General features: G+C 74.8%; 22 protein-coding genes and 1 pseudogene. 14 read left to right on the top strand and 9 right to left on the bottom strand.

Annotated features, from left to right (window positions below):
• Positions 1-129: 129 nt before the first annotated feature.
• Together ACZ62B_RS26775 and ACZ62B_RS26770 are read left to right on the top strand one after the other, a co-directional pair.
• Positions 130-1,794 (top strand): alkaline phosphatase D family protein, encoded by a 1,665-nt coding sequence (locus tag ACZ62B_RS26775; RefSeq protein ID WP_344560109.1) that lies wholly within the window; start codon positions 130-132, stop codon positions 1,792-1,794.
• 157 nt (positions 1,795-1,951) lie between these two features.
• Positions 1,952-3,322: a trypsin-like serine protease gene (locus tag ACZ62B_RS26770; protein ID WP_344560108.1), complete on the top strand. Its 1,371-nt coding sequence runs from the start codon at positions 1,952-1,954 to the stop codon at positions 3,320-3,322.
• Positions 3,323-3,516: 194 nt separating this feature from the next.
• On the opposite strand, the gene ACZ62B_RS26765 is transcribed toward ACZ62B_RS26770, so the two are convergent.
• Entirely contained in the window at positions 3,517-4,770 is a 1,254-nt protein-coding gene (locus ACZ62B_RS26765; RefSeq protein ID WP_344560107.1) for a cytochrome P450, read from the bottom strand.
• 172 nt (positions 4,771-4,942) lie between these two features.
• On the opposite strand from ACZ62B_RS26765, the gene ACZ62B_RS26760 reads away from it, so the two are divergent.
• From ACZ62B_RS26760 to ACZ62B_RS26730, 7 genes are all read left to right on the top strand, one after another.
• The gene (locus ACZ62B_RS26760) at positions 4,943-5,452 is read left to right on the top strand and encodes a hypothetical protein (RefSeq protein ID WP_344560106.1); all 510 of its coding nucleotides are present in this window, start codon (positions 4,943-4,945) and stop codon (positions 5,450-5,452) included.
• A gap of 216 nt (positions 5,453-5,668) precedes the next feature.
• Positions 5,669-6,631, top strand: a complete 963-nt coding sequence (locus tag ACZ62B_RS26755) for an NAD-dependent epimerase/dehydratase family protein (RefSeq protein ID WP_344560105.1) — start codon at positions 5,669-5,671, stop codon at positions 6,629-6,631.
• An 18-nt stretch (positions 6,632-6,649) separates the two neighbouring features.
• A complete protein-coding gene (locus ACZ62B_RS26750) occupies positions 6,650-8,317 on the top strand; it encodes a carbamoyltransferase family protein (protein WP_344560104.1) in 1,668 nt (555 codons plus the stop codon).
• Positions 8,314-9,378, top strand: coding sequence for a glycosyltransferase family 2 protein (locus ACZ62B_RS26745; protein ID WP_469692316.1), 1,065 nt, complete (start codon positions 8,314-8,316; stop codon positions 9,376-9,378). The genes ACZ62B_RS26750 and ACZ62B_RS26745 overlap by 4 nt, the downstream gene beginning before the upstream one ends.
• 283 nt (positions 9,379-9,661) lie before the next feature.
• Positions 9,662-10,909: a glycosyltransferase gene (locus tag ACZ62B_RS26740; protein ID WP_344560102.1), complete on the top strand. Its 1,248-nt coding sequence runs from the start codon at positions 9,662-9,664 to the stop codon at positions 10,907-10,909.
• A 74-nt stretch (positions 10,910-10,983) separates the two neighbouring features.
• Positions 10,984-11,610, top strand: a complete 627-nt coding sequence (locus tag ACZ62B_RS26735) for a D-sedoheptulose-7-phosphate isomerase (RefSeq protein ID WP_344560101.1) — start codon at positions 10,984-10,986, stop codon at positions 11,608-11,610.
• Positions 11,607-13,025 carry a PfkB family carbohydrate kinase gene (locus ACZ62B_RS26730; protein WP_344560100.1) on the top strand — a complete coding sequence of 473 codons (1,419 nt, stop codon included), beginning with the start codon at positions 11,607-11,609 and terminating at the stop codon, positions 13,023-13,025. Before ACZ62B_RS26735 ends, ACZ62B_RS26730 begins: the two co-directional genes overlap by 4 nt.
• A 126-nt stretch (positions 13,026-13,151) precedes the next feature.
• Here the strand turns inward: ACZ62B_RS26730 and ACZ62B_RS26725 are convergent, their stop codons facing one another.
• From ACZ62B_RS26725 to ACZ62B_RS26710, 4 genes are all read right to left on the bottom strand, one after another.
• Positions 13,152-14,378 carry an MFS transporter gene (locus tag ACZ62B_RS26725; protein WP_468723645.1) on the bottom strand — a complete coding sequence of 409 codons (1,227 nt, stop codon included), beginning with the start codon at positions 14,376-14,378 and terminating at the stop codon, positions 13,152-13,154.
• Between the two features lie 371 nt (positions 14,379-14,749).
• The gene (locus ACZ62B_RS26720) at positions 14,750-15,313 is read right to left on the bottom strand and encodes a hemerythrin domain-containing protein (RefSeq protein WP_468884538.1); all 564 of its coding nucleotides are present in this window, start codon (positions 15,311-15,313) and stop codon (positions 14,750-14,752) included.
• Positions 15,314-15,409: 96 nt separating this feature from the next.
• On the bottom strand, positions 15,410-15,943 hold the full coding sequence (locus tag ACZ62B_RS26715) for a DoxX family protein (protein WP_344560097.1): 534 nt from the start codon (positions 15,941-15,943) through the stop codon (positions 15,410-15,412).
• A 73-nt stretch (positions 15,944-16,016) separates the two neighbouring features.
• Positions 16,017-16,340 (bottom strand): hypothetical protein, encoded by a 324-nt coding sequence (locus tag ACZ62B_RS26710; protein WP_073935928.1) that lies wholly within the window; start codon positions 16,338-16,340, stop codon positions 16,017-16,019.
• A gap of 155 nt (positions 16,341-16,495) precedes the next feature.
• On the opposite strand from ACZ62B_RS26710, the pseudogene ACZ62B_RS26705 reads away from it, so the two are divergent.
• Positions 16,496-17,360, top strand: a pseudogene (locus ACZ62B_RS26705) (fructosamine kinase family protein).
• On the opposite strand, the gene ACZ62B_RS26700 reads toward ACZ62B_RS26705, so the two are convergent.
• The 3 genes from ACZ62B_RS26700 to ACZ62B_RS26690 form a co-directional block, all read right to left on the bottom strand.
• Entirely contained in the window at positions 17,357-19,015 is a 1,659-nt protein-coding gene (locus ACZ62B_RS26700) for a catalase (RefSeq protein WP_344560096.1), read from the bottom strand. The pseudogene ACZ62B_RS26705 and the gene ACZ62B_RS26700 overlap by 4 nt on opposite strands.
• A gap of 207 nt (positions 19,016-19,222) precedes the next feature.
• Complete coding sequence (locus ACZ62B_RS26695) at positions 19,223-19,459, bottom strand: hypothetical protein (RefSeq protein WP_030869562.1); 237 nt, start codon at positions 19,457-19,459, stop codon at positions 19,223-19,225.
• A gap of 270 nt (positions 19,460-19,729) precedes the next feature.
• Positions 19,730-21,220, bottom strand: a complete 1,491-nt coding sequence (locus tag ACZ62B_RS26690) for a helix-turn-helix domain-containing protein (RefSeq protein WP_344560095.1) — start codon at positions 21,218-21,220, stop codon at positions 19,730-19,732.
• A 148-nt stretch (positions 21,221-21,368) separates the two neighbouring features.
• Here ACZ62B_RS26690 and ACZ62B_RS26685 point away from each other — a divergent pair, with 148 nt between their 5' ends.
• From ACZ62B_RS26685 to ACZ62B_RS26675, 3 genes are all read left to right on the top strand, one after another.
• Positions 21,369-21,989 carry an L-threonylcarbamoyladenylate synthase gene (locus ACZ62B_RS26685; RefSeq protein WP_073935933.1) on the top strand — a complete coding sequence of 207 codons (621 nt, stop codon included), beginning with the start codon at positions 21,369-21,371 and terminating at the stop codon, positions 21,987-21,989.
• A 78-nt stretch (positions 21,990-22,067) separates the two neighbouring features.
• Positions 22,068-22,823: a dienelactone hydrolase family protein gene (locus tag ACZ62B_RS26680; RefSeq protein ID WP_468884544.1), complete on the top strand. Its 756-nt coding sequence runs from the start codon at positions 22,068-22,070 to the stop codon at positions 22,821-22,823.
• Between the two features lie 87 nt (positions 22,824-22,910).
• Positions 22,911-24,416, top strand: a complete 1,506-nt coding sequence (locus ACZ62B_RS26675; RefSeq protein WP_469692313.1) for a metallophosphoesterase family protein — start codon at positions 22,911-22,913, stop codon at positions 24,414-24,416.
• A gap of 1 nt (position 24,417) precedes the next feature.
• Here the strand turns inward: ACZ62B_RS26675 and ACZ62B_RS26670 are convergent, their stop codons facing one another.
• Positions 24,418-25,383: a TauD/TfdA dioxygenase family protein gene (locus ACZ62B_RS26670; protein ID WP_468884550.1), complete on the bottom strand. Its 966-nt coding sequence runs from the start codon at positions 25,381-25,383 to the stop codon at positions 24,418-24,420.
• Positions 25,384-25,496: 113 nt separating this feature from the next.
• Here ACZ62B_RS26670 and ACZ62B_RS26665 point away from each other — a divergent pair, with 113 nt between their 5' ends.
• Positions 25,497-26,327 carry an aldo/keto reductase gene (locus ACZ62B_RS26665; protein WP_468884552.1) on the top strand — a complete coding sequence of 277 codons (831 nt, stop codon included), beginning with the start codon at positions 25,497-25,499 and terminating at the stop codon, positions 26,325-26,327.
• Positions 26,328-26,690: the final 363 nt, after the last annotated feature.

The following is a 26,690-nucleotide window of genomic DNA, read 5'->3' as shown; positions in this document are numbered from 1 at the left end:
TCCGTGTCCCGTGATCCGCGTCGCCCCGCACGCGCACGCACCCGGGCACGGTCGCGCTCGCCTGCCCGCGTCGCCGCCGGCCTGCGCCTCGCGTCCCTCCCCGCCCGGCCCCGTACGAGAGGACACCAGATGGCGCTGTCGGGCCGTACCGGACCGTCGTCCGCGCTCGCCCTCACCCCGCACGACGCCGAACTGCGCGCCGCCGCACGGCATCCGGCCCGCCGTCGCTTCCTCACCCTCACCGCCGCGGCCGCCGCCCTCGCCTTCACCACCGACCTCCCCGCGCGCGGCGCCTTCGCCGCGCCCCGGCTCGACGCGGCCCGCGTCACCGAGGACCCGTTCACGCTCGGCGTCGCCTCCGGGGACCCGCTGCCCGACTCGGTGCTCATCTGGACCCGGCTGGCCCCGGCCCCCTTCGAACCGGACGGAGGGCTCGGGCGGCAGCGGGTGGAGGTCTCCTGGGAAGTGGCGCTCGACGAGGCCTTCGTCCTGGTCGTGCGGCGGGGCACCGCCCTCGCGCATCCCGAGTACGCGCACAGCGTGCGCGTCGACGTGAAGGGCCTGGAACCGGGCGGCCACTACTACTACCGGTTCCGTACGGGCACCTGGATCAGCCCCACCGGCCGCACCCGTACCGCTCCCCCGGCCGGCGCCGACGCCGCGGGCCTGAGACTGGCGGCGGTCGCCTGCCAGGCGTACCACGACGGCTACTACACGGTGCACCGGCACCTCGCGCAGGAGGACGTCGACGTGGTGTTCCACCTCGGCGACTACCTGTACGAGTACGCCGTGAACTCCGCGGGCGGCGCCCGCGGTTACACCGACGTCGTGCTGCCGGCCGTGTTCGACCGCGAGACGACGACCCTGGCGGACTACCGGATGCGCTACGCGCTCTACAAGAGCGACCCCGACCTGCGGGCCGTGCACGCCGCCCACCCGTTCGTCGTCACCTGGGACGACCACGAGACCGAGAACAACTACGCGGGCGCGATCGACGAGAACGGCAGCGACCCGGCGCTGTTCCTGCCCCGCCGCGCCGCCGCCTACCGCGCCTACTGGGAGAACCAGCCGCTGCGCGCCGACCAGCTCCCCGAGGGTCCCGACGCCCGGCTGTTCCGCCGGCTGCACTGGGGCACCCTCGCCCAGTTCGACGTCCTCGACACCCGCCAGTACCGCTCCGACCAGGCCTACGACGACACCCCGCACGTGCCCGGACCCGAGTCGGACGACCCGGCGCGCACCCTCACCGGGGACGCCCAGGAGCGCTGGCTGCTCGACGGGTGGGGCGCGTCGACGGCGCTGTGGAACGTGATGCCCCAGCAGGTGTGCTTCTCCCAGCGCAAGCTGGACCTGAACGACGGGGCGAAGGTCTCCATGGACGCCTGGGACGGCTACCGCGCGAGCCGCGGCCGGCTGGTCGCGGGCGCGAAGGCGGCCGGTGTCGACAACTGGCTGGTCCTCACCGGTGACGTCCACGTCGCGTACGCCTTCGACATCAAGGACGACTTCGACGACCCCGGCTCCGCCACTCTGGGCACGGAGCTGACCTGCACCTCCGTCGCCAGCGGCCGCGACGGCGCGGAGCACCCGGCCAACCGGGACACCTACCTGCGGGCCAATCCGCACCTGAGGTTCTACGACGGCCGGCGCGGCTATGTGCGCGTCGAGCTGGGCCGGGAGAACGCGCGGGCCGATTTCCGTGTCGTGCCGGTCGTGACGACGCCGGGCGCCGGCGTCTCCACGGCCGCATCCTTCGTCACCGAGGCGGGCTCGCCGGGTCTGACGCCGGTGTGACCCGTCCGGGTGGCCGCCGGCGCGCACCGGTACTGCACTCGGGTCCGTTCGGGTCACCGACGCGGTGAATCCGGCGTGTCCCGACATTGTGCCGGTTCTCACGGGCAAGGTCTGAGTCGCCTCCGCAGCTTCACCACCCTTGAAGGAGACGTACCGAATGGTCCTCAGACACGCCCGGGCCGCGCGCCGGTCGGCGTTCACGGCGCTCGGCGCCCTCGTCCTCGCCGGACTCCCCTACGCCGCGGCGGCCGATGCCACGCCCGTGGCGGGGCCGACGCCCGGCGCCGCCCAGACCCTGGGCGCCGACCGGCCGTCGCCCCATCTGCTCTCCGCCCTCCGGCGCGACCTGAAGCTGGACGAGGCCCAGGCCTCCGAGCGGCTGGTCAACGAGGCCGAGGCGGGTTCCCGGGCGGGCCGGCTGCGCAACGCGCTCGGCGACCGGTTCGCCGGTGCCTGGGTGCGCGGCAGGACGGCCGAGCAGCTCACGGTCGCGACCACCGACGCCGAGGACGTGCCGGCCATCGAGGCCGAGGGCGCCACGGCCAAGGTGGTCCAGCGGACGCTGGCCGGCCTGGAGGCGGCCAAGGCGAAGCTGGACGCGGCGGCCGAGCGCGTCAACACCCTCGACACGCCCGTCTGGTACGTCGACGTACCGGAGAACCGGATCATGGTGCAGGCGACGAGTCAGGAGGCCGGCGACGCCTTCGTCGAGGCCGCGGGGCTCGAAGGGGCGGACGTCGGCATCCGGATGACGACGGTACGGCCGCGCCTGCTGCAGGACATCACCGGCGGCGACGCCTTCTACATCAACGACTCCGCGCGCTGCTCGGTCGGCTTCTCCGTGACCCGGGGCGAGCAGCCGGGCTTCGTCACCGCCGGTCACTGCGGCAGGGCCGGCGCGACCACGACCGGGTACGACCGCACCGCGCAGGGCGTCTTCCAGGCCTCCGTCTTCCCCGGCGAGGACATGGCGTGGGTGGCGACCAACGACCAGTGGACGCCCACGCCCGACGTCAAGGCGCAGGACGGCCAGGAGGTGCAGGTCACCGGTTCGGCGCAGGCGCTCGTCGGGGCGTCGGTGTGCCGTTCCGGCTCGACCACCGGATGGCACTGCGGGACCATCGAGCAGCACGACACCAGCGTCACCTACCCCGAGGGAAGGGTCGACGGGCTGACCCGGACGACGGTGTGCGCCGAGCCGGGCGACTCCGGCGGGCCGTACGTCGCGGGCGCGCAGGCGCAGGGTGTCACCTCCGGCGGTTCCGGTGACTGCACCAGCGGCGGTACGACGTTCTACCAGCCGGTCAACCCGATCCTCAGCGACTTCGGGCTCACCCTGACCACCGCCGCCGCGCAGACGGCGCCGGACCAGCAGGAGGGCGGCGCCGAGGCGTGGACCGCGGGCCGGGTCTACGAGGTGGGCGCCACGGTGACCCGTGACGGTGTGACGTACCAGTGCCTGCAGACCCACCAGGCGCAGGGCGCGTGGGCGCCCGCCGGCACTCCGGCGCTGTGGCAGCGGCTGTGACGGCATGACCGTACGGCGTCGGCGTCGGCCCCGTGCCGGCGCCGGCGCCGTTTCCGCGCGTCGCCCCGCTGTGGAAGTACGGATCGCGCCCTGCGGAAGGGCCGAAGCGCCCGACCGCTCCGATCGGACAAATCGCTCCACTTTCCCGGACTTGCTTTCGTCGCTTCTTCAACGGGCCGGGGACGCACGGCGCGTCACGAGGAGACGGCGGGCGGGCGTACGCCGGACAGGAGTACGCCGCTGTGCGGGCGGGTCGGGACCCGGTGCAGCGGGATCGTGAGATTCTGCTCCGGCACCGTGTACTCCATTCGGGCGAGCCGCACCGCGAGCGCCTCCAGCACACCGACGGTGATGCCCTCGCCGGGGCAGCGGTGGCCGGCGGCCGGGTCGCCGCCGCCCTGCGGGATCAGTTCGTCGCGCTCCACGGGCCGTTCGAGGAAGCGCCGCGGGCGGAAGGCGTACGGATCGCCCCACAGCGACTCGTCGTGGTTCTGGCCGTACACGTCGAGCACCACCAGTCCCCCGGCCGGGACCCACTCGCCCCGCCAGTACAGGTCCCGGGCGGCCAGACCGCCGAGGAACGGCACGAACGGGTAGAAGCGGCGCACCTCGTGGGCGAACGCGGCGGTGAACGGGACGTCCCCGCCCGCGAGCGGCGCCCGGTGCTCGGGCCACTTGTGCAGGGCGTGCGCGGTGAAGGCGACGAACCAGGCGACGGCGGTCGTCGGGCGGACGACGTTGAGCAGTTCCACCGCGGCCGTCTTCTCGTCGAGCTCCCCGCCGTCCGCGTCGCGGTGCCGGCACACCAGGTCGAGGACCGAGTCCTCGGGGGCGGTGACCGCGCCGGACCGTACGTCCCGCACCAGCCGGCCCAGCCGGTCCTCCTGCCGGGCGCGGGCGCGCCGGGCCCGCAGGTGGCGCGGTCCGGCGGTGGCGAAGCCGTCGACCATGGCGATCATGTCGCGGGCCGTCGCCTCGGCTCCGGCGTCGGCCGGCGGTATGCCGGCCCACCGGTGGACCCCGGTGGTGAGCACCGTGCCCGCCTCGTCGAACAGTACGACGGAGCCGCGCCGGCCCCAGGCGGGTACGGCCTCGTCCCAGGCCTCGGTCACGTGGTCGACGAGGCCGGCGATCCGGCCGGGGGCGAGCAGCGGCAGGAACAGGGACTTGCGGGTGCGGTGGGCGACGCCGTCGAGGGTGTGCACCGCCTCGTGGCCGAACAGGGTGGCGAGCACGGGTTCGGGGATGGCGCGGTGCCGGTGCACGTTCTGTTCGTCGTAGAAGAACCGCACCGCTTCGGGGCCGCGCAGGGCGAGGGCGGGCCGGCCCAGGATCCGGGTGCGGACCACGGGTCCCGGGGTGTCGCGCATCCGGTTGGGCAGCCAGGCGTAGCCCTCGGCCAGCAGCGGCAGGGTGCGGTCGAGCAGGGGGCGGCTGAGTACGTCCATCGCCGTCGGGTGCCCCGGGAGGACGGCGGGACACTCCGGGCGGGGCGGGGCCACCCGTTCGGATGTGGCCCAGGCCACGTGCCGAAGGAGGTCGGGGTCATATCGGGGCGGGTGGGGCGGCGGCTAGCGTTCCGTGCGCTCCTTTCACCCCAGCAGTTCGGGCGGCCCGGCAGTGCAAGCAGATCTCTCACCGGTCATCGCGGCGACGGCGCAGTGGCTGACGTGTTCCTTTCCCGCGCCCGGCGGGGCGCTGGCCGTCGCGCTGTGCGAGGCGCAGGCGCGGCAGGCGGTGACCGTCGCGGCGCGGCTGCGGTATCCGACGGAGATGGACGTCGCCCTGGTCGGGCTGGCGGGGCCGGGGGGTTCGGGTCGGCTCGACTGGGTGACCGGGGCGGACGGGGGCGACGGTGTCGCGGGGGACGCCTGGCGTACGTGGGTCGACGAGGTGGTGGCGAGCTGGGCGGTGTGTCTGCTGGCCGACACCGAGCTGGCCGGTCTCGCGGTGAGCGCGCTGGCGGGGGGTGCCGGGGCCGCCGAGTTCCGTCGGCTGGTGGCGCCCGATGAGGCGGATCGGCGGGCGGCGGCGTTGCTGCGGCATCCGGATCTGGTGGCTCCGGTGGCGGGGCTCCACCGGTCGGGGCTTCTCGGGCGGCTCGATCCGGATGCCACGCTGGTGACGTGACCTTGTGGCTTCCTGCCGGGCCCCGGTGTCCGCGGGGTCCTGTGCGCGGGTGCGGGGCACGCGGCTGCCCGTGGGAACGGCGGCACGACTGCCCGCGGGAACGGCGGCAGCCACTGCCCGCGGAGGGCGCGGCTCGTGAGGGGTCACGTTCTGTCATTCACTGGAATGCAGTAGGCGAGCGGGCCGTGGGTGGGGGCGGGGGTCAGGGTGGGCGGTATGAGTACCGTCATATCGCGGAAGTGGGAGCACGTCGTCGTCACCGGCGGGGCGGGATTCGTCGGGTCCCATCTGTGTACCGCCCTGCTCGACGCGGGCGCCGCCGTCACATGCGTGGACGACCTCAGCACCGGCCGCCCGGAGAACATCGCCCCGCTGCTCGAACGGCCCGGGTTCACGCTCGTACGGGCCAACGTGGCGCAGGAGCTGCCGGTCGACCGGCCGACCGACCTGGTGCTGCACTTCGCCTCCCCCGCCTCCCCGGCGGACTATCTGCGGCTGCCGCTGCACACCATGGAGACGGGCAGTCTCGGCACCCGCAACGCCCTGAAGCTCGCCCAGGACGCCGAGGCCCGCTTCGTCCTCGCCTCCACCTCGGAGGTCTACGGCGACCCCCAGCAGAATCCGCAGGACGAGCGGTACTGGGGTCACGTCAACCCGGTCGGCCCGCGCAGTGTCTACGACGAGGCCAAGCGCTTCGGCGAGGCGCTGACCACCGCCCACGCGGAGGCCCGCGGCACGGACACCTGCATCGTGCGGCTGTTCAACACCTACGGCCCGCGGATGCGCGGCCACGACGGCCGCGCCGTACCGACCTTCGTCCGGCAGGCCCTGGCCGGCGAACCCCTCACCGTGACCGGTGACGGACTGCAGACCCGCTCGCTGTGCTACGTCGACGACACGGTGTCCGGCGTCCTCGCGGCGGCCGCCCACGGCATGCGCGGCCCCGTCAACATCGGCAACCCCGGCGAGATCACCATGCTGGGCCTGGCCCGTCTCGTCGTCGCGCTCGCGGGTTCCCGTTCGGAGGTCCGCTACGTCGAACGCCCGGTGGACGACCCCGCCGTGCGCTGCCCGGACATCACGCTGGCCCGTGACAAGCTCGGCTGGGAGCCCCAGGTGGCCGCCGAGGAAGGGCTGCGCCGCACGATCGACTGGTTCCGCGCCGAAACCCGCCGCTGAGCGAAAGGCCCGTCCGCCATGCGCATCCTCGGCATCAACGCCCTCTTCCACGACCCCGCGGCCGCCCTGGTGATCGACGGGCGGACCGTCGCCGCCGCGGAGGAGGAGAGATTCTCCCGGCGCAAGCACGGCAAGCGCCCGCTGCCGTTCTCCGCCTGGGAGCTGCCCGAGCGGGCCGCCGCCTGGTGTCTGGAGCGGGCCGGGCTGCGTCCGGAGGACCTCGACGCGGTCGCCTACTCCTTCGACCCGGCGCTGGCCCGCCCCGCCGACGCGATGGGCCTGGACGACCCGTGGGACCATCTGCGGCTCACCTACGCGCGGGAGGCCCCCGGTTTCCTGCGGACCGCGCTGCCCGGACTCGACCCCGGCCTCGTCCGCTTCGTACCGCACCACATGGCGCACGCCGCCTCCGGCGCCTTCGCCGCACCGGACGCCGGGGACTGCTCCGTGCTCGTGCTGGACGGCCGCGGCGAGCGCGCCTCGCACCTCGCCGCCCGCCGGGTGGGCGACCGGCTCGAACCCCTGCGCGCCCAGGACCTCCCCCACTCGCTCGGCCTGGTCTACGAGGAACTCACCGAGCACCTGGGCTTCCTGCGCTCCTGTGACGAGTTCAAGGTGATGGCCCTCGCCTCCCACGGCACCCCGCGCATGCTGCCCGAACTGCGCCGGTACGTGTATCCGACCGGCGACGGCGGCTTCCACGCCACCGGTGTGCCCTGGCACGAACTGTGCGCGCCGCGCGGCGCGGACGAGCCGTGGACCCAGGACCACGCCGATGTCGCCGCGAGCGCGCAGGCCGTGCTGGAGGAGACCCTGCTGGACCTGGCGCGCTGGCTGCACGGCCGTACCCACCACGATGTGCTCACCCTCGCCGGGGGCGTCGCCCTGAACTGCGTCGCCAACTCCCGTATCGCCCGCGAGGGGCCGTTCTCCCGGGTGTGGGCGCAGCCCGCGGCCGGGGACGCGGGGACCGCGCTCGGCGGCGCCCTGCTGCTGTCCGCCGGCGCCGGTGACGGGCCCGAGCCGATGACCGGCGCCGACCTCGGCCGGGACTGGACCGACGCGGAGCTGGCGGCGTGGCTGAAGACGGCCGCCGTCCCCTTCGAGCGGCCGGCGGACATCGCCGCCACCGTGGCCCGGACGCTGGCCGGCAACGGCATCGTCGCCTGGTTCCAGGGGCGCAGCGAGTACGGTCCCCGGGCGCTCGGTCACCGCTCGCTGCTGGCCCACCCCGGGCACGCGGGCAATCCGGAGCGGCTCAACGACGTCAAGGGACGCGAGCAGTTCCGGCCGGTGGCGCCGATGGTGCTCGCGGAGCGGGCCGCCGAGATCTTCGACGGGCCGCTGCCGAGTCCGTACATGCTGTTCGTGCACGACGTGGCCCCCGCCTGGCGGGACCGCATCCCGGCCGTGGTGCACGTGGACGGCACCGCCCGCATCCAGACGGTCGACGCGGCGCGCGAGCCCCTGGTGGCGCGGATGCTGGTCGAGTTCGAGCGGCTGACCGGGCTGCCCGTGGTCGTCAACACCAGTCTCAACACGGCGGGCCGGCCGATGGTGGACGATCCGCGCGACGCCCTGGAGTGCTTCGGCTCCTCCCCCGTCGACCTCCTGGCCATCGGCCCGTACGCGATCCGGCGCGGCGATCTGTTCCGCTCCGGCGCTGACGGCGAGGGTTCCCGGTGACCGGGCCGGCCGCCCCGGGCGGGGAGTACGCAGTGGTGGTGCCGACGCTCGGCCGGCCCTGCCTCGGCCGGTGTCTGCGGGCACTGGCCGAGGCGGACGGGCCCGGCCCGGCGCGGGTCGTGGTGGTCGACGACCGCCCGGATCCGGCCGGCGCGCCGCTGACCGCCGCCGTCCCGCCGGCGCTGCGCTCGCGCACCCTCGTCGTACCCGGCGGGGCGCGGGGCCCGGCCGCCGCCCGCAACACCGGGTGGCGGGCCGCCGGGGACGCGCCGTGGGTCGTCTTCCTCGACGACGACGTGGTGCCCGGCCCCACCTGGGCCGACGACCTGGCGCTCGACCTCGCCGGGGCGAGCGTCGCGACCGCCGGGATCGCCGCCCGGATCGAGGTGCCGCTGCCGCCGGACCGGCCGCCCACCGACTGGGAGCGGGGCACCGCCGGGCTGGCCCGGGCCCGCTGGATCACCGCCGACATGGCGTACCGGCGCCGGGCGCTGGAGGCCGTCGGCGGGTTCGACGAACGGTTCCGCAGGGCCTTCCGGGAGGACGCGGACCTGGCGCTGCGGGTGCTCGACGCCGGCTGGACCCTGTCCGAGGGCCGCCGCACCACCGCCCACCCGGTCCGGCCGGCCGGGCGCTGGATCTCCGTACGGCTCCAGGCGGGCAACGCCGACGACGTGCTGATGACCAGGCTGCACGGGCGCGGCTGGTGGCGGCGGGCACAGGCACCGCGGGGCCGGCTGCCCGCGCATCTGGCGCTGACCGCGGCGGGCCTGACGGCGGCGGGCTGTCTGCTGTCCGGCCGGCCGCGTACGGCGGTGGCGTGTGCCACCGGGTGGCTGGCGGGGACCGCCGAGTTCGCCCTCGCCCGGATCCTGCCGGGTCCGCGCACCCGCGACGAGATCGTCACGATGGCCCTCACCAGCGTGCTCGTCCCGCCCGCCGCGACCTGGCACTGGCTGCGCGGCCACGTCCTGCACCGCACGGCGCGGTCCCGCCCGCACCGGGCCGGTCCCCCCGCGCCCGCGCACTCCCCGCCGGCCGGCGAACGGCTCCTGTCGTGACCCGCCCGTCCCGCCGGCCGCCCCCGGTCGCGCCCCCTCCGTCCGTGGCCCCCCGCGGCCGCACCACCGGCTCCCCCGGGACCGCGTCCGGGCCGACGGGACGCGCGGCCTCCGCCGTGGCGGGCCTTCGCGCCCAGGCCGCACGACCACGAGGGGGAGACCGTCCGGTCCGGTGGAAGGCCGCGGCCGGGGCAGTCGGCGTCCGGCCGTGGTGGTGGGCCGGGGTGCCGGTGAACATTCCGCCGCGGCCTGCTGTGCCGCGACCGATCACGGAGGTGCGCCCATGACCCCCGCTTCCGGCCCGCTCGCCCCGGGCGTGCTGTCCATCGCCCTGGTCTCGGAGCACGCGAGCCCGCTCGCCACCCTCGGCGGGGTGGACGCCGGCGGGCAGAACGTCCATGTCGCCGCCCTGGCCGGGGCACTCGCCGACCGCGGCCACCGCGTCACCGTGCACACCCGCCGGGACGCGCCCGGTCTGCCCGACCGGGTGACGCTGCGTGAGGGCGTCGAGGTGCACCACGTCCCGGCGGGCCCCGCTCAGCCCGTCCCCAAGGACCGGCTGCTGCCGTACATGGACGAGTTCGGGCGCCGACTCGCCCGGGAGTGGCGGGCTCGCACCCCGGACGTCGTGCACTCGCACTACTGGATGTCGGGACTGGCCTCGCTGGGGGCGGCCCGGGAGCTGGGGCTGCCGCTGCTGCACACCTATCACGCGCTGGGCACGGTGAAGCGCCGGCACCAGCGGGCCGCCGACACCAGTCCGCCGGAGCGGATCGGCCGCGAGACCGAGGTGGGGCTGGGCTGCGACCGGATCGTCGCCACCTGCCGGGACGAGGTCGCCGAGCTGGTCCGGATGGGTGTGCCGGCGTACCGGATCGGGGTCGTGCCGTGCGGCGTCGACACGGACCGGTTCACGCCGGTGGGCCCGGTCGCGCCGCGCGGCCCGTTCCGGTACCGGCTGGTGCAGCTCGGGCGGCTGGTGCCGCGCAAGGGCGCCGCGGTGTCGGTGGCCGCGCTGGCCCGGCTGCCCGGCACGGAGCTGCTGGTGGTCGGCGGGCCCCCGCCGGAACTCCTCGGCGACGACCCGGAGGTGCGGCGGCTGCGCGGCGTCGCGCGGGACGCCGGGGTCGCCGACCGGGTCCGGTTCACCGGCGGGGTGGACGCCGGTCGGGTGCCGGCGCTGCTGCGCTCCGCCGACGTGGTGCTGTGCCCCGCCGACTACGAGCCCTTCGGGATCGTCCCGCTGGAGGCCATGGCCTGCGGCCGTCCGGTGGTGGCCACCGCGGTCGGCGGCCAGCTCGACACGGTCGCCGATCCGGGCACCGGCCGGCTGGTGCCGCCCGGCGACCCCGAGGCACTGGCCGGGGCCGTGGCCGGCCTGCTCGCCGATCCGGCGGCCCGGAAGGCGTGCGGGGTGGCCGGCCGTCGCCGGGTGCTCAGCCGCTACGGCTGGGCGCGGGTCGCCGCGGCCACCGAGGCGGCGTACTGCGAGGTCCTCGACGCCGAGCCCGCCGCGACCGGAACCGGCTGAAGGGCCGACGCCCGACGTTGGAAGGAGGTGCGGGTGCCGCCGCCGTCCCCCCGAGGCGGCGCGCCCGGGACGCCATGACCGAAGACTCCGCCCTCGAAGCCGCCCACGCGCACTGCCGGTCGCTCCAGGAGGCCCTCGACGGCTTCCGCCGAAGCGGCCTGCCCCGGATCGCCGACTGGGGCGGACGCCTCGCCGCCGTGCTCACCGACGGCGGACGGCTGCTGGCCGCCGGCAACGGCGGCAGCGCCGCCCAGGCCCAGCACCTGACCGCCGAGCTGGTCGGCCGCTACCGGCGGGAGCGGCGCGCCTACTCGGCGCTCGCCCTGCACGCGGAGACCTCCAGCGTCACCGCCATCGGCAACGACTACGGCTTCGACCACGTCTACGCCCGCCAGGTGACCGCCCACGGGCGGCCCGGCGACGTGCTGATGCTGCTGTCCACGTCGGGGCGCAGCGCCAATCTGATCGCGGCGGCGGTGACGGCCCGGCGGGCCGGGCTGCGGGTCTGGGCGCTCACCGGGCCCGGCCCGAACCCGCTGGCGGAGGCCGCGGACGAAACGCTGTGCGTGGCGGCGGGCAGCACCGCGACCGTCCAGGAGACGCATCTGGTCGCCGTACACCTGCTCTGCGAGTGTTTCGACGCCGCCGTGGCCGCGCCCCTCGCGCGCGGTGCGGCGGCCGTCCCCGGGAGGATGTCATGACCGGTCCGAAGCCGCTGGTGGTGGTGGGGGACGTCCTGCTCGACGAGGACATCGAGGGGGTCGCGACCCGGCTGGCCCCGGACGCGCCCGCCCCGGTCGTCGACGTCACCGGTGACCGCCGGCATCCCGGCGGGGCCGGGCTGGCCGCCGCGCTCGCGGCCCGCGGCGGCCGGGACGTGGTGCTGGTGACCGCGCTCGGCGACGACCCGGCCAGCGAGGCCGTGCGCCGGGAGCTCAGCGGACGGATCCGGCTGTTGGAGCTGCCGCTGCACGGCACGCTGCCGGTGAAGACGCGGGTGCTGGCGGGCGGGCGGCCCGTGGTGCGCATCGACCGGGGCGGCGGGACCCCGGGCGAGCCGGACGACGCGGTGCGCGAGGCGCTCGCGGGCGCGCACGCCGTCCTCGTCGCGGACTACGGACGGCACACCGCGGGGGCCGTGCGTCCGCAGCTGGAGGACGCGGCCCGGCACACGCCGCTGGTGTGGGACCCGCATCCCAAGGGCGACCCGCCGGTACCGGGGGCGCGCCTGGTCACGCCCAACGCGGCGGAGGCGGTCGCGCTGTGCGCCGGTTCGCCGGGGGTGCCGGGGGCGTCGCTGGGTGCCTTCGCCGAGCGCGGGGCGGAGCTGGCGGAGCGCTGGCGGGCGGCGGGCGTCGCGGTGACGCTCGGCGAGCGCGGGGTGCTGCTGACCCGGCCGGGCGGGGGTACGCCGATGCTGATCCCGGCGCCCTTCCGGGCGGACGGGGATCCGTGCGGCGCGGGTGACTGCTTCGCGGCGACGACCGTCGCGGCGCTGGCCGACGGGCTGCTGCCGGAGGAGGCGCTGCAGCGGGCGGTCGCCGAGGCGGCGGCGTTCGTCGCGGCGGGCGGGGCGGGGAATCCGGACCTGTGGCACGCGCCGGTCGTGCCCGGTCCCGCACACGGGTCCGCCGCCGCCGACGCGTTCGAGCTGGCGGAGGGGGTGCGGGCGCGCGGGGGGACGGTGGTCGCCACGGGGGGCTGCTTCGATCTGGTGCACGCGGGGCACGTCGGGCTGCTGGAGAGCGCGCGGCGGGTCGGGGACTGTCTGATCGTGTGCCTGAACTCCGACGCTTCGGTCACCCGGCGGAAGGGGGCGGGGCGGCCGCTGACGCCGGCGGCGGACCGGGCGAGGGTGCTGGCGGCGCTGGGGAGCGTGGACGCGGTGGTGGTGTTCGAGGAGGACACGCCCGAGGTGGTGCTGGAGCGGTTGCGGCCCGATGTGTGGGTGAAGGGCGGGGACTACTCCGTGCAGGAGTTGCCGGAGGCGGGGGTGTTGCGGGCCTGGGGCGGGCAGGCGGTGGTGCTGCCGTATCTGGACGGGCGGTCCACGACGTTGCTCGCCCGGCGGGCGGCGCGGGCGGCGGAGGTGGCCCTTCGGGCGTCGGACGGGTGAGCGGGGGGTGGGGCGGGGAGGTTTTCGCCCCCGCCGCCCCTTCCCGTCCCGTCCCCGGGGGCGCTGCCCCCGGACCCCCGCTCCTCAAACTCCCCCCAAAGGGGGCACCCCCGGAGGGGCTGGTGGTCACGCCGCTGTTTGCAGGGCCTCGGGGCGGAGAGCGACCGGGGCCTGGGCGCGGCGGGTGTGGAGGAGGTGGCCTGCCGCTATCGAGCCGGCGATGATCAGGCCGCCGGTGATCAGGGCGCCGCGGGGGCCGGCCAGTTCCATGAGGAGGCCCAGGGCGGGCGGGCCGCCCAGGCTCCACACCGTGCCGATGCTGCCCCAGACGCCGAGGACGCGTCCGCGCAGATGGGCGGGCGGGTCGGTCTGCAGGACGGCCGTTCCGGCGGTGTCGGAGACGGACTCGACGACGGCCATGGGCAGCACCAGCACCAGCAGCACGGCCAGCGACGGTGACATCCCGGCCACCACCTGCAGCAGCGCGCCCGTCGCCGCGAGGGCGCCGACCAGCCGCACGGACGGCCGGCGCAGCCGCGCGCCGAGCACCGCGCCGAGGATGCCGCCGACCGCGAGGACGGTGGACACCGTGCCGAACGCCCCGGCGCCGCCCGCGAGCGGCCCGGTGACCAGGACGGCGAGGGTGAGCCCGTAGTTGCGGCCGAAGACCGCGCTGATGCCGGTCACCCCGGCGAGCGCGAGCAGCCGCGGCCGGCGGGCGAAGAAGGCGATCCCCTCGCGGACGGTCATGGCGCTCTGCGGGCGCTCGTCCTTCCCGCCCTTCTCGACGACGTGCCGGACCGCCCCCGCCGCCGGGCGCAGGAAGGGGATGACCGCGGTCACGAACAGGAAGGAGAACCCGTTGGCGAAGTAGGCGGCGGCGGTGCCGAGGAACCCGACCGTCACTCCGGCGAGCGCGGCGCCCGCGAGCCGGCCCGCGTTGAACACCAGCGCGCCCACGCCGATGGCGGAGGGCACGTCCTCGGCGGGGACGAGGTCGTTGCCCAGCAGGGCGCACGCCGGGTTGTCGACGGTGGCGATCACGCCGGTGACGGCGGCCAGCACCATCAGGGACGTCATGTCGAGCCGGTCCAGTGCCACCAGGGTGGCCGTGGTGAAGGCGATGACGGCCAGCAGGGCCTGGCTGACGGCGGCCGTCAGCTTCCGCGGCCAGCGGTCGACCGCCGCGCCGCCGAGGACACTCATGAGCAGGGCCGGTGCGGCCTGCACGGACATGGACAGGCCCGTGGCGGCGGCGGACCCGGTGATCTGGAGGACCAGCAGGTTCTGCACCGTGAGCTGCATCCACGTACCGGCGTTGGACACGAAGTTCGCGACGGACCACCAGCGCATGCTGCGGTGCCGCAGGGAGCGCCAGGGCGAGCGGGACTCGGGCTGGGCAGGGGGGAGCGAGGAAGACACAGGCGCGCTACTCGGGAGGACGAGTCGGAGGACTCAGCGGAAGGGGCGCGGGAAGCGGAACGCCGGCTGCGCTGCTCGGCGGCTCCCGTCACCCGGAAGGGCGCGGCCCATCGTGACAGAAGGGACCGCCGAGTCGGTTCCGAGCAGCCGGTGATCAGGGGGACGCGGGTGTCAAATGTGTCTTCACGCGGGGGACTTGGGACGTGAGTGTGGTTGATCACAGGGGGTGGGGACGCAAAGGGAGGGGCCCGTCACCTGTGTGACGGGCCCCTCCCTCCGCGTCCTCGCGTGCGCCTCCGGTGTCAGCCGAGCTTGCCGCGTCCGCTCAGCGCGTCCCGGACCCGGTCCACCATGCCGGCGCCCGGTGCCAGCAGCTTGTTCGCCGGGGGCTTGTCCGGGGCGGACGGGTGCGGCCGGGTCGGGGCGGTCTTCTTCGCCTGCCGGACCTTGTCGCCGAGCCGGTCGAGTGCCTCCGGGGAGCAGGAGGCGCGCAGCATCGGGAACAGGTTCTGCTCCTCGTCGGCGATGTGCTCGCGGATCTCGCTCATCAGCGCGCCGATGAGCCGGTCGAACTCGGGGTCGCCGGCGTCGCAGCCCTCCAGGTCCTTCATGGTCTGCTCGGCCGTGGCGTGGTCCTGGAGCTCGCGGTCGGCCAGCGCGTCCCCGTTCTCCACGTGCTCGCGCACGGCCGGATAGAGGTACGCCTCCTCGGCGACCGAGTGCCGGACCAGCTCGATGGTGGCCTGGTCGGCGTACGTCTTGCGGTCCTTGTGGCCGGGCGGCAGTGCCTCGATCTTGCCGAAGAGCTCCTCGACTTCCCGGTGATCGGTCACCAGTTCGTCGATGACGTCGCCTCCGTGTCCCATGTCCTTCTCACCTCCGGTTCGTGGTGGCACCCGGCCGGGTCCACCCGCCGACGAGTCCCCCCGGCTCCGGGGAGCTAACGCGGTTCGTGCGTCACGTCAGCAGGACAGCTTGGCCCGGACCCGGCCGGCCGCCGCGGCGGGGCCGGCCCCGGCCCGGACGGACCGGCGTACGAGGTGGGCGTCGCGGCGCAGGTCGTGGGCGGCGTGCCGGCTCCGCCAGAGCAGCGAGGGGGCGGCGCCGGTGTCGTCGGCGGCGATCAGCAGACCGCCGAGCATCGACAGGTTCTTCAGGAAGTGGATGCGCTGCTGCATGCGCTGACCGGGGTCCTCCTCCTCCCAGAAGCGGTGGGCGGCCAGCGTCGTGGGCACGAGCGTGACGGCGACGGCGAGCGCCGCCGGGCGGGACAGGCGTCCGGTGGCCAGCAGCAGTCCGCCCACGACCTGGACGGCACCGCTGAGGCGCACGGCGTCCTCGGTGCGGTCCGGCAGCACCGCGACGCGGTCGGTGACGGGCTGGACGACGGACTCCGCGATCGGGGCGACGTTCTGGGGGTTGCGGACGGAATCCAGCCCGCCCGCGACGAACATCGACGCCAGCATCGGCCGGCCGAGGACGCGCAACAGACTCATGCCTTCTCCTGGAGGTGTGGGTGGTGGGGGGTGCGCCGGGTTCCCCGCCGGGCGGGGACCATGCGGCGCGCCCTCACCAGAAGCGGGTGGTGAGCGCGGGCCGGTGGACGGCCTGGACGGCGTCGCGCAGGCACAGGGCGACGCCGATGGTGGTGCGCAGGGCCGAGGGCCGTACGGTCTGGGCGGTCTCCGTGGCCAGGACCAGCAGGCAGCCCGCCGCCTGTTCCACCACGGACACCGGGAGGGTGTAGTCGCTGTCGGCGGCCGCGCGGAACGCCTTCAGCGGGATTCCGGCGCCGTCCACGGTCCGCCGGGCGGCCTGCTCCAGATGGTGCGCGGCCTGTTCGCACAGCGTGGCGGGCAGGGTGAGGGTGCGCTGGAACGATGTACTCGTCATGCTCCGAGTGGTCCCCCGGCGCGGTTTCCTTCGATCCGCGGCGGCCGGGATTTCACCGTCCCGCGTGACCGGCCGGCGGCGGACGCGGGCGCGCGGGGAACCCCCGCCCTGGGCACGGCCGCTCGCCCGCGCACCCGTACGTGAGGAGTCCGTCCATGAGCTTCCCTCCCGGTCCGGCCCTCGGGGACGGTGACGGGCCCGGGGCCGTGGCGACCCGGTTCACGGGGCGGGCGGTGACCGGTGTGCGTACGCTGTCCGGCTCACTGGCCGAGGTCTCCCTCGACGACGGCCGGGTGATGGTCGTCAAGAGCGCCGACGGAGCGGAGGCCGTCCGCGCCGAGGCGGCGGGGCTGCGCCGGCTGGCCGAGGCCGGGGTGGTGCACGGCCACGACGCACGCCGGCTGGTCGTCGACCGGGTGGCGCAGGGCCCGCCCGGGCAGGAGGCGGCACCGCGGTTCGGCCGGGAGCCGGCCGCGCTGCACGCCGCCGGCGCGCCGGCCTTCGGGGCGCCGCCGCCCGGCGGAGGCGTTCATCGGGCTCGCCCCGATGCGCAACGTCACCGGCGACGACTGGCCCGGCTGGTACGCAGGGCGCCGGGTCCTGCCGTATCTGCGCCGGGCGGTCGACGACGGCACCGTCACCGCCGGTGAGGCGGGCGTCGTCGAGCGGGTCTGTGAGCGGCTGCCGGAACCGGCCGGGCCCGCCGAGCCGCCCGCGCGGCTGCACGGTGACCTGTGGAACGGCAATGTGCTCTGGGGCTCCGACGGGCACGTCCGTCTGATCGACCCGGCCGCCCACGGCGGGCACCGGGAGACCGATCTCGCGATGCTCGCCCTGTTCGGCTGCCCCCGTCTGGACGCGGTGCTGGACGGCTACCGGGAGGTGGCGCCGCTCGCCGACGGGTGGCGGACGCGCGTCGGCGTGCACCAGCTGTTCCCGCTGCTGGTGCACGCCGTGCTGTTCGGGCGCGGTTACGCCGTGCAGGTGCTCGCGGTGGCGCGGTCTGCGGCCCGTCCCTAACGGGTCACCACGTGCCGTTCGTCGGGGACGCAGTGGGTCATGGTGAGTCCCTCCACGTCACGGGGCGGGTTGTCGCCGAGACTGGCCAGCCGCTTGCGGTCCTCGTCGGTGAGGTCCTGGCTCGCCAGGGGCTCCAGATGGGCGACGTCCTCCGGCATGATGCCGAGGCCCTCGCCGACCCTGCGGCCGAGGTCGTTCTCGACCAGCAGGAAGTGCCACACCATGCGTTCCTGGACCGGCCGGTCGCACTGGGAGATCAGGTCGATGAAGTTCTTCACCAGGTCGTCGCGCTCCCACTCCTCCATCAGGCAGTACCGCTGGCCCGCCTGGAGGTAGTCATTGGTGCGCTCGATGCGCTTGCGGGTGAGCCGGCCCCGGATCTCCGGGCCCTGGTCGTCGTGCGTCGGATACTCGCCCTCGCGCAGACCGCCGGTGATCGACGGCTCGTAGTTCACGATCGGGTTCTCGCCGGCGCCGTCGACGAAGTACGTCATCTGCCCGTCGCGCTGGTTGGTGCGCACGTCCGCGTGCTTGGCCTGGTTGACCGGGAGCTGGAGGTAGTTCGGGCCGACCCGGTGGCGCTGGGTGTCGCTGTAGGAGAAGGTCCGGCCGACGAGCATCTTGTCGTCGGAGAAGTCCAGCCCGTCGACGAGCACGCCGGTGCCGAAGGAGATCTGCTCGTTCTCGGCGAAGAAGTTCCCCGGCATCCGGTTCAGCACCATGCGGCCCACCGGCTTCGGCGGGAAGTCCTGCTCGGGCCAGGTCTTGGTGTCGTCCAGCGGGTCGAAGTCCAGTTCCGGGTGGTCGTGGTCGTCCATCATCTGGACCAGCAGTTCCCACTCCGGGTACTCGCCGCGCTCCACCGCCTCGTAGAGGTCCTTGGTGGCGTGGCCGAGTCCCTCGGCCTGGACGTTCGCCGCGTCCTCGGCGGTCATGCTGCGCACGCCCTGCTTGGGCATCCAGTGGTACTTGACCAGCTTGGTGTTGCCCTCGGCGTCGACCCACTTGTAGGTGTTCACGCCGAAGCCCTGCATGTGGCGGTAGTCCGCCGGGATGCCGCGCGGGCTGAACAGGTTGACCAGCATGTGCATGGACTCGGGCGTCTGCGACATGAAGTCGAAGATGCGGCGCGGCTGCTGCTCGAAGGTGACCGGGTCGGGCTTGAGGGCGTGGATGACGTCCGGGAACTTGATGGCGTCCCGGATGAAGAAGACGCCCAGGTTGTTGCCGACGAGGTCCCAGTTGCCGTCCTCGGTGTAGAACTTCACCGCGAAGCCGCGGGGGTCGCGGGCGGCCTCGGAGGAGTCCCGGCCGCCGATGACGGTGGAGAAGCGGACGGCCAGGTCGGTGCGCTTGCCCTCCTCCTGGAAGAGCTTGGCGCGGGTGTAGCGGGAGACCGGCTCGTCGCCCCACTTCCCGTACGCCTCGAAGTAGCCGTACGCGGTGACGCCGCGGGCGTGCACCACGCGCTCGGGGATGCGTTCCCGGTCGAAGTGGCTGATCTTCTCCAGGAACTGGTAGTTCTCCAGCGTGGCCGGGCCGCGGGAGCCGACGGTGCGCTGGTTCTGGTTGTCGTAGACCGGATGGCCCTGCCGGTTGGTGAGTACCTTGCGGTCGTCGCCCGGAGCGGGGCCCCGGCTCGAAACGTCCGTCATGATCGTGGGCTCCTTGCGCTGCTCGACGTCCCTCCGATGCCGTCCGTACGAGGGCCATGCTGCCCCGCGTCACCACGGTCGGCGACTCGGGAGGCGGCCGGTTGCGCCAGGCCGGGTGAGGAACGGGCGGGGAAGCGGTGCCCCGGGACGGCGCGGGCCCGGCCGCCGTGGTCGTGCGCGGTGGCCGGGCCCGGTGAAGCGGCGCGCTCAGCCGCCGTTCAGGCGTGCGCGCAGCAGCCCCTTGCCGAGTTCCGCTCCCTTGCGGCTGTCCGCCTGGGCCTTGCGGAACAGGTCGGCGACCTCGGTGTCCTTGGCGCGTTCGGCGTCCTGGATGTAGCTCTCCAGGCGCAGTGCGTTGCTCAGGCACGCCTCGACGTACCAGATCAGGTTGTAGTCCTTGTCCTGCGTGCCGGTGACGCCGCCGGTCTCCGTCTCGCTGGTCATCCGGGCCTCCTCGTCGCGGTGCTCGTTACGGGCCCGTCCGCCTCGGTACGCGATGCCGGGGGCGGGCCTCCACAGCGGCGGCCGGGTACCCGTCCGCGCCGGAGGCACACAACGACGAAGGGGCGGGGGCGCGACCGGTCCCCCGTTCCGGTCGTGCCTCCGCCGTGTTGCCGAAACTATGCGCAGCGGGGCGGGCCTGTGTACCGCACCGGTGCCCGTTGTGGCCGCCGGAGGGCTCATCCGTGCACAACTGAGTCCGAAAAGCCCGGTTCACCCGTCCGTGAGGACCGGCTGTTCCAGGTCACCCGCCGCCAGATGGGCCAGGACGACCTCGTACAGGTCGGTCCCGGTGGCCAGCAGCTGGCGTTCCAGGACCGGTTCGGCGCTGCGCACGTGCTCGCGCACGGTCTGGGCGTGCACGCCCAGACTCTGCGCGGCCCGCTCGGCGTTGCCGCCGGCGGCGATCCAGGTGCGCAGGGTGCGGCGCACGTTCCGGGTGTCCCCCTCCAGCCGTCCCAGCAGCTCCCGCGCCCAGCCGCCGACGGCGGGACCGGCCAGCAGGTCGGCGAGGCCCGGGGAGTGCGCCGCGGGGTCGCCGGCCGCCTGCCCGTCCAGGAGGTTGATCTGGGTGTGCAGCGCCAGGTGCACCACGGCGCGGGCGGTGATGTCGTCGAAGTCCGCGCCGAGCATGGTCTCGACGCGTTCCATGCGGGCCCGTACGGTGTTGCGGCTGACGCCGAGGATCTTGGCGGTGTTGACGGCGGTGAACTCCAGGCCGAGGCGGGTGGTGGCGAGGAGTTCGGCGCGGGTGTGGTGCGGCAGCGCGTCGAGCGGGCGCAGCACCCGGGCCGCCCAGCCGCGCAGCGCGGCGGGGTCCATCAGCCGCTCCGGGTGGGTGCGTTCGGCGTACACGGCCGTCTTGTCGGCGCGGAAGCGCGCCACCGCCAGGGCGCTGACGGCCTGCCCGTACGCGGTGGCGGTACGGGCGAGGCTCTGCCACACACTGCCGCCGAGGAAGGTGTCCGGGTGCCGTTCGACCAGGGACCGCAGCTCGCCGGCGGTGGCCTCGCGGGGGCTGACGACGATCACGTGCCCGTCCATCGCCGGGCAGCGCACGACCAGCGCCTCCTCCCGCGTGGTGTCCAGGCACTCCGCGGCGAGCCGGTCGCGCAGGGCGGGCGCGGACTCGACGACGTAGACGCAGGCGGTGTCGGCGTCGAGCAGGCCTGGCCAGAGTCCGGCGGCGACCCGGCGGGCGGCGACGGTGTCCTCGACCATCAGCAGCTGCAGGATCGCGAGGCGCAGATCGGCGGTGGCCCGCCGCAGCCGGTGTCCGGCGGCGTCGGTCTCGTGGGCGGTCAGCAGGAGTTCGATCACCTGGGCGGTGTGCGTGACGACGTCGGAGGTGTGCCGGTCGAAGGGGGCCTCGCGGGAGACGGCCAGCACACAGGTCCCCGAGGGGTGCCCGATCCTCACCAGGCGCACATGGCGGCCCTCCCCCTCCCAGGCGGCGGAGGCGATCCGGCCTGAGCCGAGGTCGGCGACGAGGGACTCGTCCAGCGGCAGCCCGGTCCCGGCGAGCAACGCCCCGGCGGCGTCCTGGAGGGACACCTCCGCGTGCGCGGTGGCGGCCAGCCAGGCGACGACCCTGCGGGCGTCCCGCCCGGCCGGACGCAGGTGTTCGAGCAGCTCCCGCGCCCACGCCGGATCCTCCCCGGCCGCTTCCGGCGTCCGCCGGATTCCGTCTTTACGGCCTGCCACCTCGGCCTTCCCCTCGTCCGTTCGTCGTCCCCGGCCCAGGTCAGGGACGTTACCCCACCCGTGCACGCGCCTCATCCCGGCGCGTCGGCGCACCGGCCGTGAGGGCGGCGTGCGGGGTCCTGGCGCGTGGGCGGCATAAGCTCGGTGAATGGCGAAGTACTTCGACGTGCACCCCGACAATCCCCAGCCGCGCACCATCGCGCAGGTCGCCGAGAGCATCCGCTCCGACGCCCTCGTCGCGTACCCCACGGACTCCTGCTACGCACTCGGCTGCCGTCTGGGCAGCCGCTCGGGCATCGACCGGATCCGTACGATCCGCAAGCTGGACGACCGGCACCACTTCACCCTGATGTGCCGGGACTTCGCGCAGCTCGGCCAGTTCGTACGGATCGACAACGACGTGTTCCGCGCGGTGAAGGCGTCGACCCCGGGCAGCTACACGTTCATCCTGCCCGCGACGAAGGAGGTGCCGCGGATGCTGCTGCACCCCAAGAAGAAGACGGTCGGCGTGCGCATCCCGGACCACGTCGTCACCCAGGCCCTGCTGGCGGAGCTCGGTGAGCCCCTGCTGTCCAGCACCCTGCTGCTGCCCGGCGAGGACGAGCCGATGACCCAGGGCTGGGAGATCAAGGACCTGCTCGACCACCAGGTGGACGCGGTGCTCGACTCCGGCGACTGCGGCACCGAGCCGACCACGGTGATCGACTTCTCGGGCGGCGAGGCGGAGATCGTACGGCGGGGCGCCGGCGACGTCACCCGGTTCGAGTGAGGGCGCCGTGCCGTCCGCCGCGCCCGGCCGGCGTGCCGCGACGGGCGTGATCCACACCCTTCGGGAGGAAGCGCGGTCATGACCGCCGTACAGGGAACGTCCGTCGGCATCCGCACCGGGGACGGCACCGCGGACGCGTATCTGACGCATCCCGCCGACGGGGGGCCGCGGCCCGCGGTCCTGTTCTACACGGACGCCTTCGGGCCGCGTCCGCGGCTGCGGGCGATGGCCGACCGGCTGGCGGGGGCCGGGTACACCGTCCTGGTGCCCCATGTGTTCTACCGGAGCGGGCCCGCGCCGGTGGCCGAGCTGCCCGAGTTCATCGACGACGCGTCGCGGGGCCGGCTGCTGCGGCGCCTCATGCCGGTGATGCGGCGGCTCACGCCCGAGCGGGCGATGCGGGACGCCGGCGCGTATCTGCGGTGGCTCGCCGGCTGTCCGGCGGTGGCCGGCGGTCCGGTGGCGGTGACCGGTTACTGCATGGGCGCGGCGCTGTCCCTGCGCACCGCCGGCACCTACCCGGACCGGGTGGCCGCCGCGGCCGGGTTCCACGGCGGCCGGCTGGCGACGAACGCGCCGGACAGTCCGCACCTGGTGGCCGGCCGGATCACCGCCGAGGTGTACTTCGGCCACGCCGACCAGGACCACTCGCTGCCCGAGGAGCAGATCGAGCGGCTGGAGCGGGCGCTGACGGATGCCGGTGTCCGGCACCGCTGCGAGGTGTACGCCGGGGCGCCGCACGGCTACACCCAGTCCGACACGGCGGCGTACGACGAGGAGGCGGACGAGCGTCACTGGGCGGCGCTGCTCGGCCTGTTGGCGCGCACCTTCTGACCACCGCCCCCAACTCGGTGCCGTACGGCGATGGTTCACCGCCCCCCGCTCTCCGTCCGTCCACCGCACCGTTGTTACGGTGCACCGGTGTCCGACTCTTCACGTGTTACCGCCGAGGGCGCCGGCTGGGGCACCGCTGAACGCGGTGCGTACCGGCGGCTGATGCCGAACGAGGTCGAGAAGATCTCCTGGCTCGACCCGCGCATGCTGTGGGCCGCCCGCAACGGGGTCCTGGCCTCCTGGTTCGGCGACCCCACGGGAGACACCCGCAGCCGCTGGGTGGCCCAGCGGGAGGCGGCCGGCGCCCCCGCCGACAAGGTGATCCGGCGTGACGATCCGGACCGGTTCTCGTTCCTGGTGATCGGCGACACGGGTGAGGGCGACGAGCCCCAGTACGCGGTGGTGCCCGGACTGCTCCAGGAGGGCCGGGACACCGCCTTCGCCGTGCTCGCCAGCGATGTGATCTACCCGGTGGGCAGCGCCGACGACTACGGCACCAAGTTCTTCCGCCCGTACCGGGACTACCAGGCCCCGATATACGCGATACCGGGCAACCACGACTGGTACGAGGACCTCGGCGGCTTCATGCGCGTCTTCTGCGACGACGCCCCGCCGCCGCCTCCGGGACCCGCGCCGCGCCCGTTCAGCCGGGCCCGGCTGCGCTCCCTGCTGTGGCACCGGCCGCGCGCCGGGGACGGCGGGCGCCTGGACGAGGCGCGCGGGATGCGGTCCGCGCCCACCCAGCGGGCGGTGCAGCCGGGGCCGTACTGGGCGATCGACGCCGGACCGGTGCGGATCGTCGGCATCGACACGGGACTGCTGGGCACGGTCGACGCCGAACAGGGCGCGTGGCTGCGGGAGGTCTCCTGGGGACCGCGCCCGAAGATCCTCGTCACGGGCTCGCCCCTGTACGTGGACGGCGAGCACCACCCGTGCCCGATCGAGGGCGGCGGCACCGTCGACGACGTCGTCCGCGACCCCGGCCACCACTACGTGGCCGCGATAGGCGGCGACATCCACAACTACCAGCGCTACCCGGTGCGGCTGGACGACGGCCGCACCCTGCAGTACGTGGTGGCGGGCGGCGGCGGGGCGTTCACCCACGCCACCCACACCATCCCCCGGGTGGACGTCGCCGGTGTCACCGAGCGGGACTTCCGCTGCTATCCGCTGCGCGGCGACTCCCTCGCCTTCTACAGCGGGCTCTACGGGCGCCGGCTGCGGCTGCGCCGGTTCTTCGCCCTCACCGACGCCGAGGCGATGGCCGTGATCGCCGAGCGCCTCGGCATCGGCCCCACCCGTGCGCCCGGCGCGCCTGTCCGGGTCACCCGCCGGATGCGGCTGGTCGCCGGGCTGCTCGGCACCGGCCGCCGGCCCGACCGGGGCAAGCGGCTGCGGCTGCCCGTGCGCAAGGCCTACACGTCGCTGTTCTCACCGGGTTCGGCCACCTACAGCCCGCCGTTCTTCAAGTGCTTCCTGCGGCTGGACGTGAGCCCGGAGGCGATCCGGCTGCGCTGTCACGCGGCCACCGGCCACCGCGCGCAGGAGATCGCCCCGCCGGTCGAGGACGAGGTGACCATCCCCCTCGGGTGAGCTACCAGCGGCCGGGGGCGGTACCGGTGAGGGCTCGCGAGGGCCGGCCGTCCACGCCGACGGGTACGTCACCGGCGAGCATCACCCGGTGCATGATCCGCGGGTGGTCGAGGTGGGCGGTGTCCCCCGGGGCCAGGTGGATGGTGGCCCGGTTGTCCCAGAAGGCCACGCTGCCCGGCTCCCAGCGCAGCCGCACGGTGTACTCGGGCCGGGTGGCCTGCTCCAGGAGCATCTGGAGGACGGCCGCGCTCTCGGGGCGGGACAGGCCGGTGATCTGCTCGACGTAGTAGCCGTTGACGAACAGCACCCGCTCCCCGGTCTCCGGGTGGACGCGCACCAGCGGGTGCTCGGAGGCGGTCTGGTTCTCCAGCAGATGGCGCAGATAGGCGTCGTCGCCGGGGCGGGGCTGATAGCCGACCCCCAGCCGGTGCTCGGCGCGCAGCCGGTCGGCGAACTCCCGCACCGGGGCGGAGAGTCCGGCGTACGCCGCGGCCAGGTTCGACCAGGTGGTGTCGCCGCCGTAGGGCGGGACGGTCTCGGCGCGCAGGATCGTCGCGGCCGGCGGGTCGACGCGGGCGCCGTGGTCGCAGTGCCAGCCGCGCAGCAGGGTGTGGCGGCGGCGCCTCAGCCACTCGTCGTGCTCCATGCCGAAGCGTCCGCCGAGCTCCAGCCGGTCGGCGGTGGTCTCGATCTCGGGGAAGTCCGCCGGCGATGCCTTGCCGCGCCGGGGCAGCACGACCGGTTCGCCGAACCGGCGGGCCAGCGCCACATGCCCGGCGTGGTCGAGGCGCTGGCCGCGGAAGAACACCACCTTCCAGCGCAGCACCGCCGCCCTGATGGCGGCGGTCACGGCGTCGTCGAGGTCACCGGCGAGGTCGACACCGGTGATCTCGGCCCCGATGTGCCCGGCCACCGGACGCACCTCCACCGCCGTGCCCTCCCCCGTGCCGTCCCTGTGCGTCGTCATGCGCTCCCCACTCCGTCGGTCGTCCCCACCGGTCTCCCTACCCGTCCGGTTGATCATTGACCCCCTCGTCCCCGACGCTGGGAGGACGACACTGTCAACGGGAAGGCACCCTGGTGAGCAGCATCCCGAGCCACACTCTCAACGACGGAACCACGATCCCCGCCCTGGGCCTGGGCACCTGGCCGATGGACGACGCCGAGGCGGAGCGGGCGGTGACCGAGGCCCTGCGGATGGGCTACCGCCTCGTCGACACGGCGGCCAACTACCGCAACGAGACCGGTGTCGGCCGCGCCGTGGCCCGGGCCGGCGTCCCGCGCGAGGAGGTCGTCGTGACGACGAAGCTCCCGGGCCGGCACCACGGCTACGAGGAGACCCTCGCCTCCTTCGAGGAGTCCCGCGCCCGGCTCGGCCTGGAGTACGTCGACCTGTACCTGATCCACTGGCCGCTCCCCCGCGTCGACAAGTACGTCGACTCCTGGAAGGCCATGGTCAAACTGCGGGAGGACGGGCTCGTCCGGTCCATCGGCGTCTCCAACTTCACGCCCGCCCACATCGAGCGGCTGGAGAAGGAGACCGGGGTGCTGCCCTCGGTCAACCAGATCGAGCTGCACCCCTTCTTCCCGCAGGAGGAACTGCGCGCGTACCACGCCGACAAGGGCGTGCTGACCGAGAGCTGGAGCCCGCTCGGCCGTGGCTCGACGCTCCTGGACGACCTGGCCGTGGCCGCCGTCGCCGAGGCGCACGGGGTCACCCCGGCCCAGGCGGTGCTGCGCTGGCACGTCCAGCTGGGCGCGCTCCCCGTCCCCAAGTCGTCCGGCCCCGAGCGGCAGCGCGCGAACCTCGACGTCTTCGGCTTCGAACTGGACGCCGCCCAGATGCGGACGATCGCCGACCGCGCCCACCGGAGGATCGGCGGGGACCCGGAGGCGCACGAGGAGTTCTGACCGGGCACCCGCCGCCCGCGCGGGCGGCGGGTGCGCACGGGGGAAGGACCGAGCTGCTCGCCGTGCCCACGCGGGGCCGTCCGCCGGGGCACGAGGAGTCCGAGGGCGTGAGGCGGCGCGGCGGGTGCGGCGGGGGCACGGCCCTCGTCCGGGACCACGGCACGCACGGGCCGCTCGGGCACGCCACGTTCCGGCCGCACGGCGAGAACGCCCTCGCCGCCCGCTTCCGCGGCGCGGGGAGGCGTGGCTCCTCGTCCGGGCGGGGCCGGAGGGGGTGCCGGGGGCCGCGGCGCCTCCGGTCAGCGGCGAGCGCGGTCGGCGCGCGCCGGCCGGCCTTCGTCCGGGTCGCCGCGGGGTTCGGCG

This window comes from Streptomyces sp. NPDC053426, from assembly GCF_055585405.1.
The sequence above is the reverse complement of the archived record's forward strand: the minus strand, read 5'-3'. Positions and strand labels throughout refer to the sequence as shown.

Coding starts and splice junctions, on each gene's coding strand:
- ACZ62B_RS26775 (WP_344560109.1), top strand. CDS start 130: ATGGCGCTGTCGGGCCGTACCGGACCGTCGTCCGCGCTCGCCCTCACC.
- ACZ62B_RS26770 (WP_344560108.1), top strand. CDS start 1,952: ATGGTCCTCAGACACGCCCGGGCCGCGCGCCGGTCGGCGTTCACGGCG.
- ACZ62B_RS26765 (WP_344560107.1), bottom strand. CDS start 4,770: ATGGACGTACTCAGCCGCCCCCTGCTCGACCGCACCCTGCCGCTGCTG.
- ACZ62B_RS26755 (WP_344560105.1), top strand. CDS start 5,669: ATGAGTACCGTCATATCGCGGAAGTGGGAGCACGTCGTCGTCACCGGC.
- ACZ62B_RS26750 (WP_344560104.1), top strand. CDS start 6,650: ATGCGCATCCTCGGCATCAACGCCCTCTTCCACGACCCCGCGGCCGCC.
- ACZ62B_RS26740 (WP_344560102.1), top strand. CDS start 9,662: ATGACCCCCGCTTCCGGCCCGCTCGCCCCGGGCGTGCTGTCCATCGCC.
- ACZ62B_RS26735 (WP_344560101.1), top strand. CDS start 10,984: ATGACCGAAGACTCCGCCCTCGAAGCCGCCCACGCGCACTGCCGGTCG.
- ACZ62B_RS26730 (WP_344560100.1), top strand. CDS start 11,607: ATGACCGGTCCGAAGCCGCTGGTGGTGGTGGGGGACGTCCTGCTCGAC.
- ACZ62B_RS26725 (WP_468723645.1), bottom strand. CDS start 14,378: ATGCGCTGGTGGTCCGTCGCGAACTTCGTGTCCAACGCCGGTACGTGG.
- ACZ62B_RS26720 (WP_468884538.1), bottom strand. CDS start 15,313: ATGGGACACGGAGGCGACGTCATCGACGAACTGGTGACCGATCACCGG.
- ACZ62B_RS26715 (WP_344560097.1), bottom strand. CDS start 15,943: ATGAGTCTGTTGCGCGTCCTCGGCCGGCCGATGCTGGCGTCGATGTTC.
- ACZ62B_RS26710 (WP_073935928.1), bottom strand. CDS start 16,340: ATGACGAGTACATCGTTCCAGCGCACCCTCACCCTGCCCGCCACGCTG.
- ACZ62B_RS26700 (WP_344560096.1), bottom strand. CDS start 19,015: ATGACGGACGTTTCGAGCCGGGGCCCCGCTCCGGGCGACGACCGCAAG.
- ACZ62B_RS26695 (WP_030869562.1), bottom strand. CDS start 19,459: ATGACCAGCGAGACGGAGACCGGCGGCGTCACCGGCACGCAGGACAAG.
- ACZ62B_RS26685 (WP_073935933.1), top strand. CDS start 21,369: ATGGCGAAGTACTTCGACGTGCACCCCGACAATCCCCAGCCGCGCACC.
- ACZ62B_RS26680 (WP_468884544.1), top strand. CDS start 22,068: ATGACCGCCGTACAGGGAACGTCCGTCGGCATCCGCACCGGGGACGGC.
- ACZ62B_RS26670 (WP_468884550.1), bottom strand. CDS start 25,383: ATGACGACGCACAGGGACGGCACGGGGGAGGGCACGGCGGTGGAGGTG.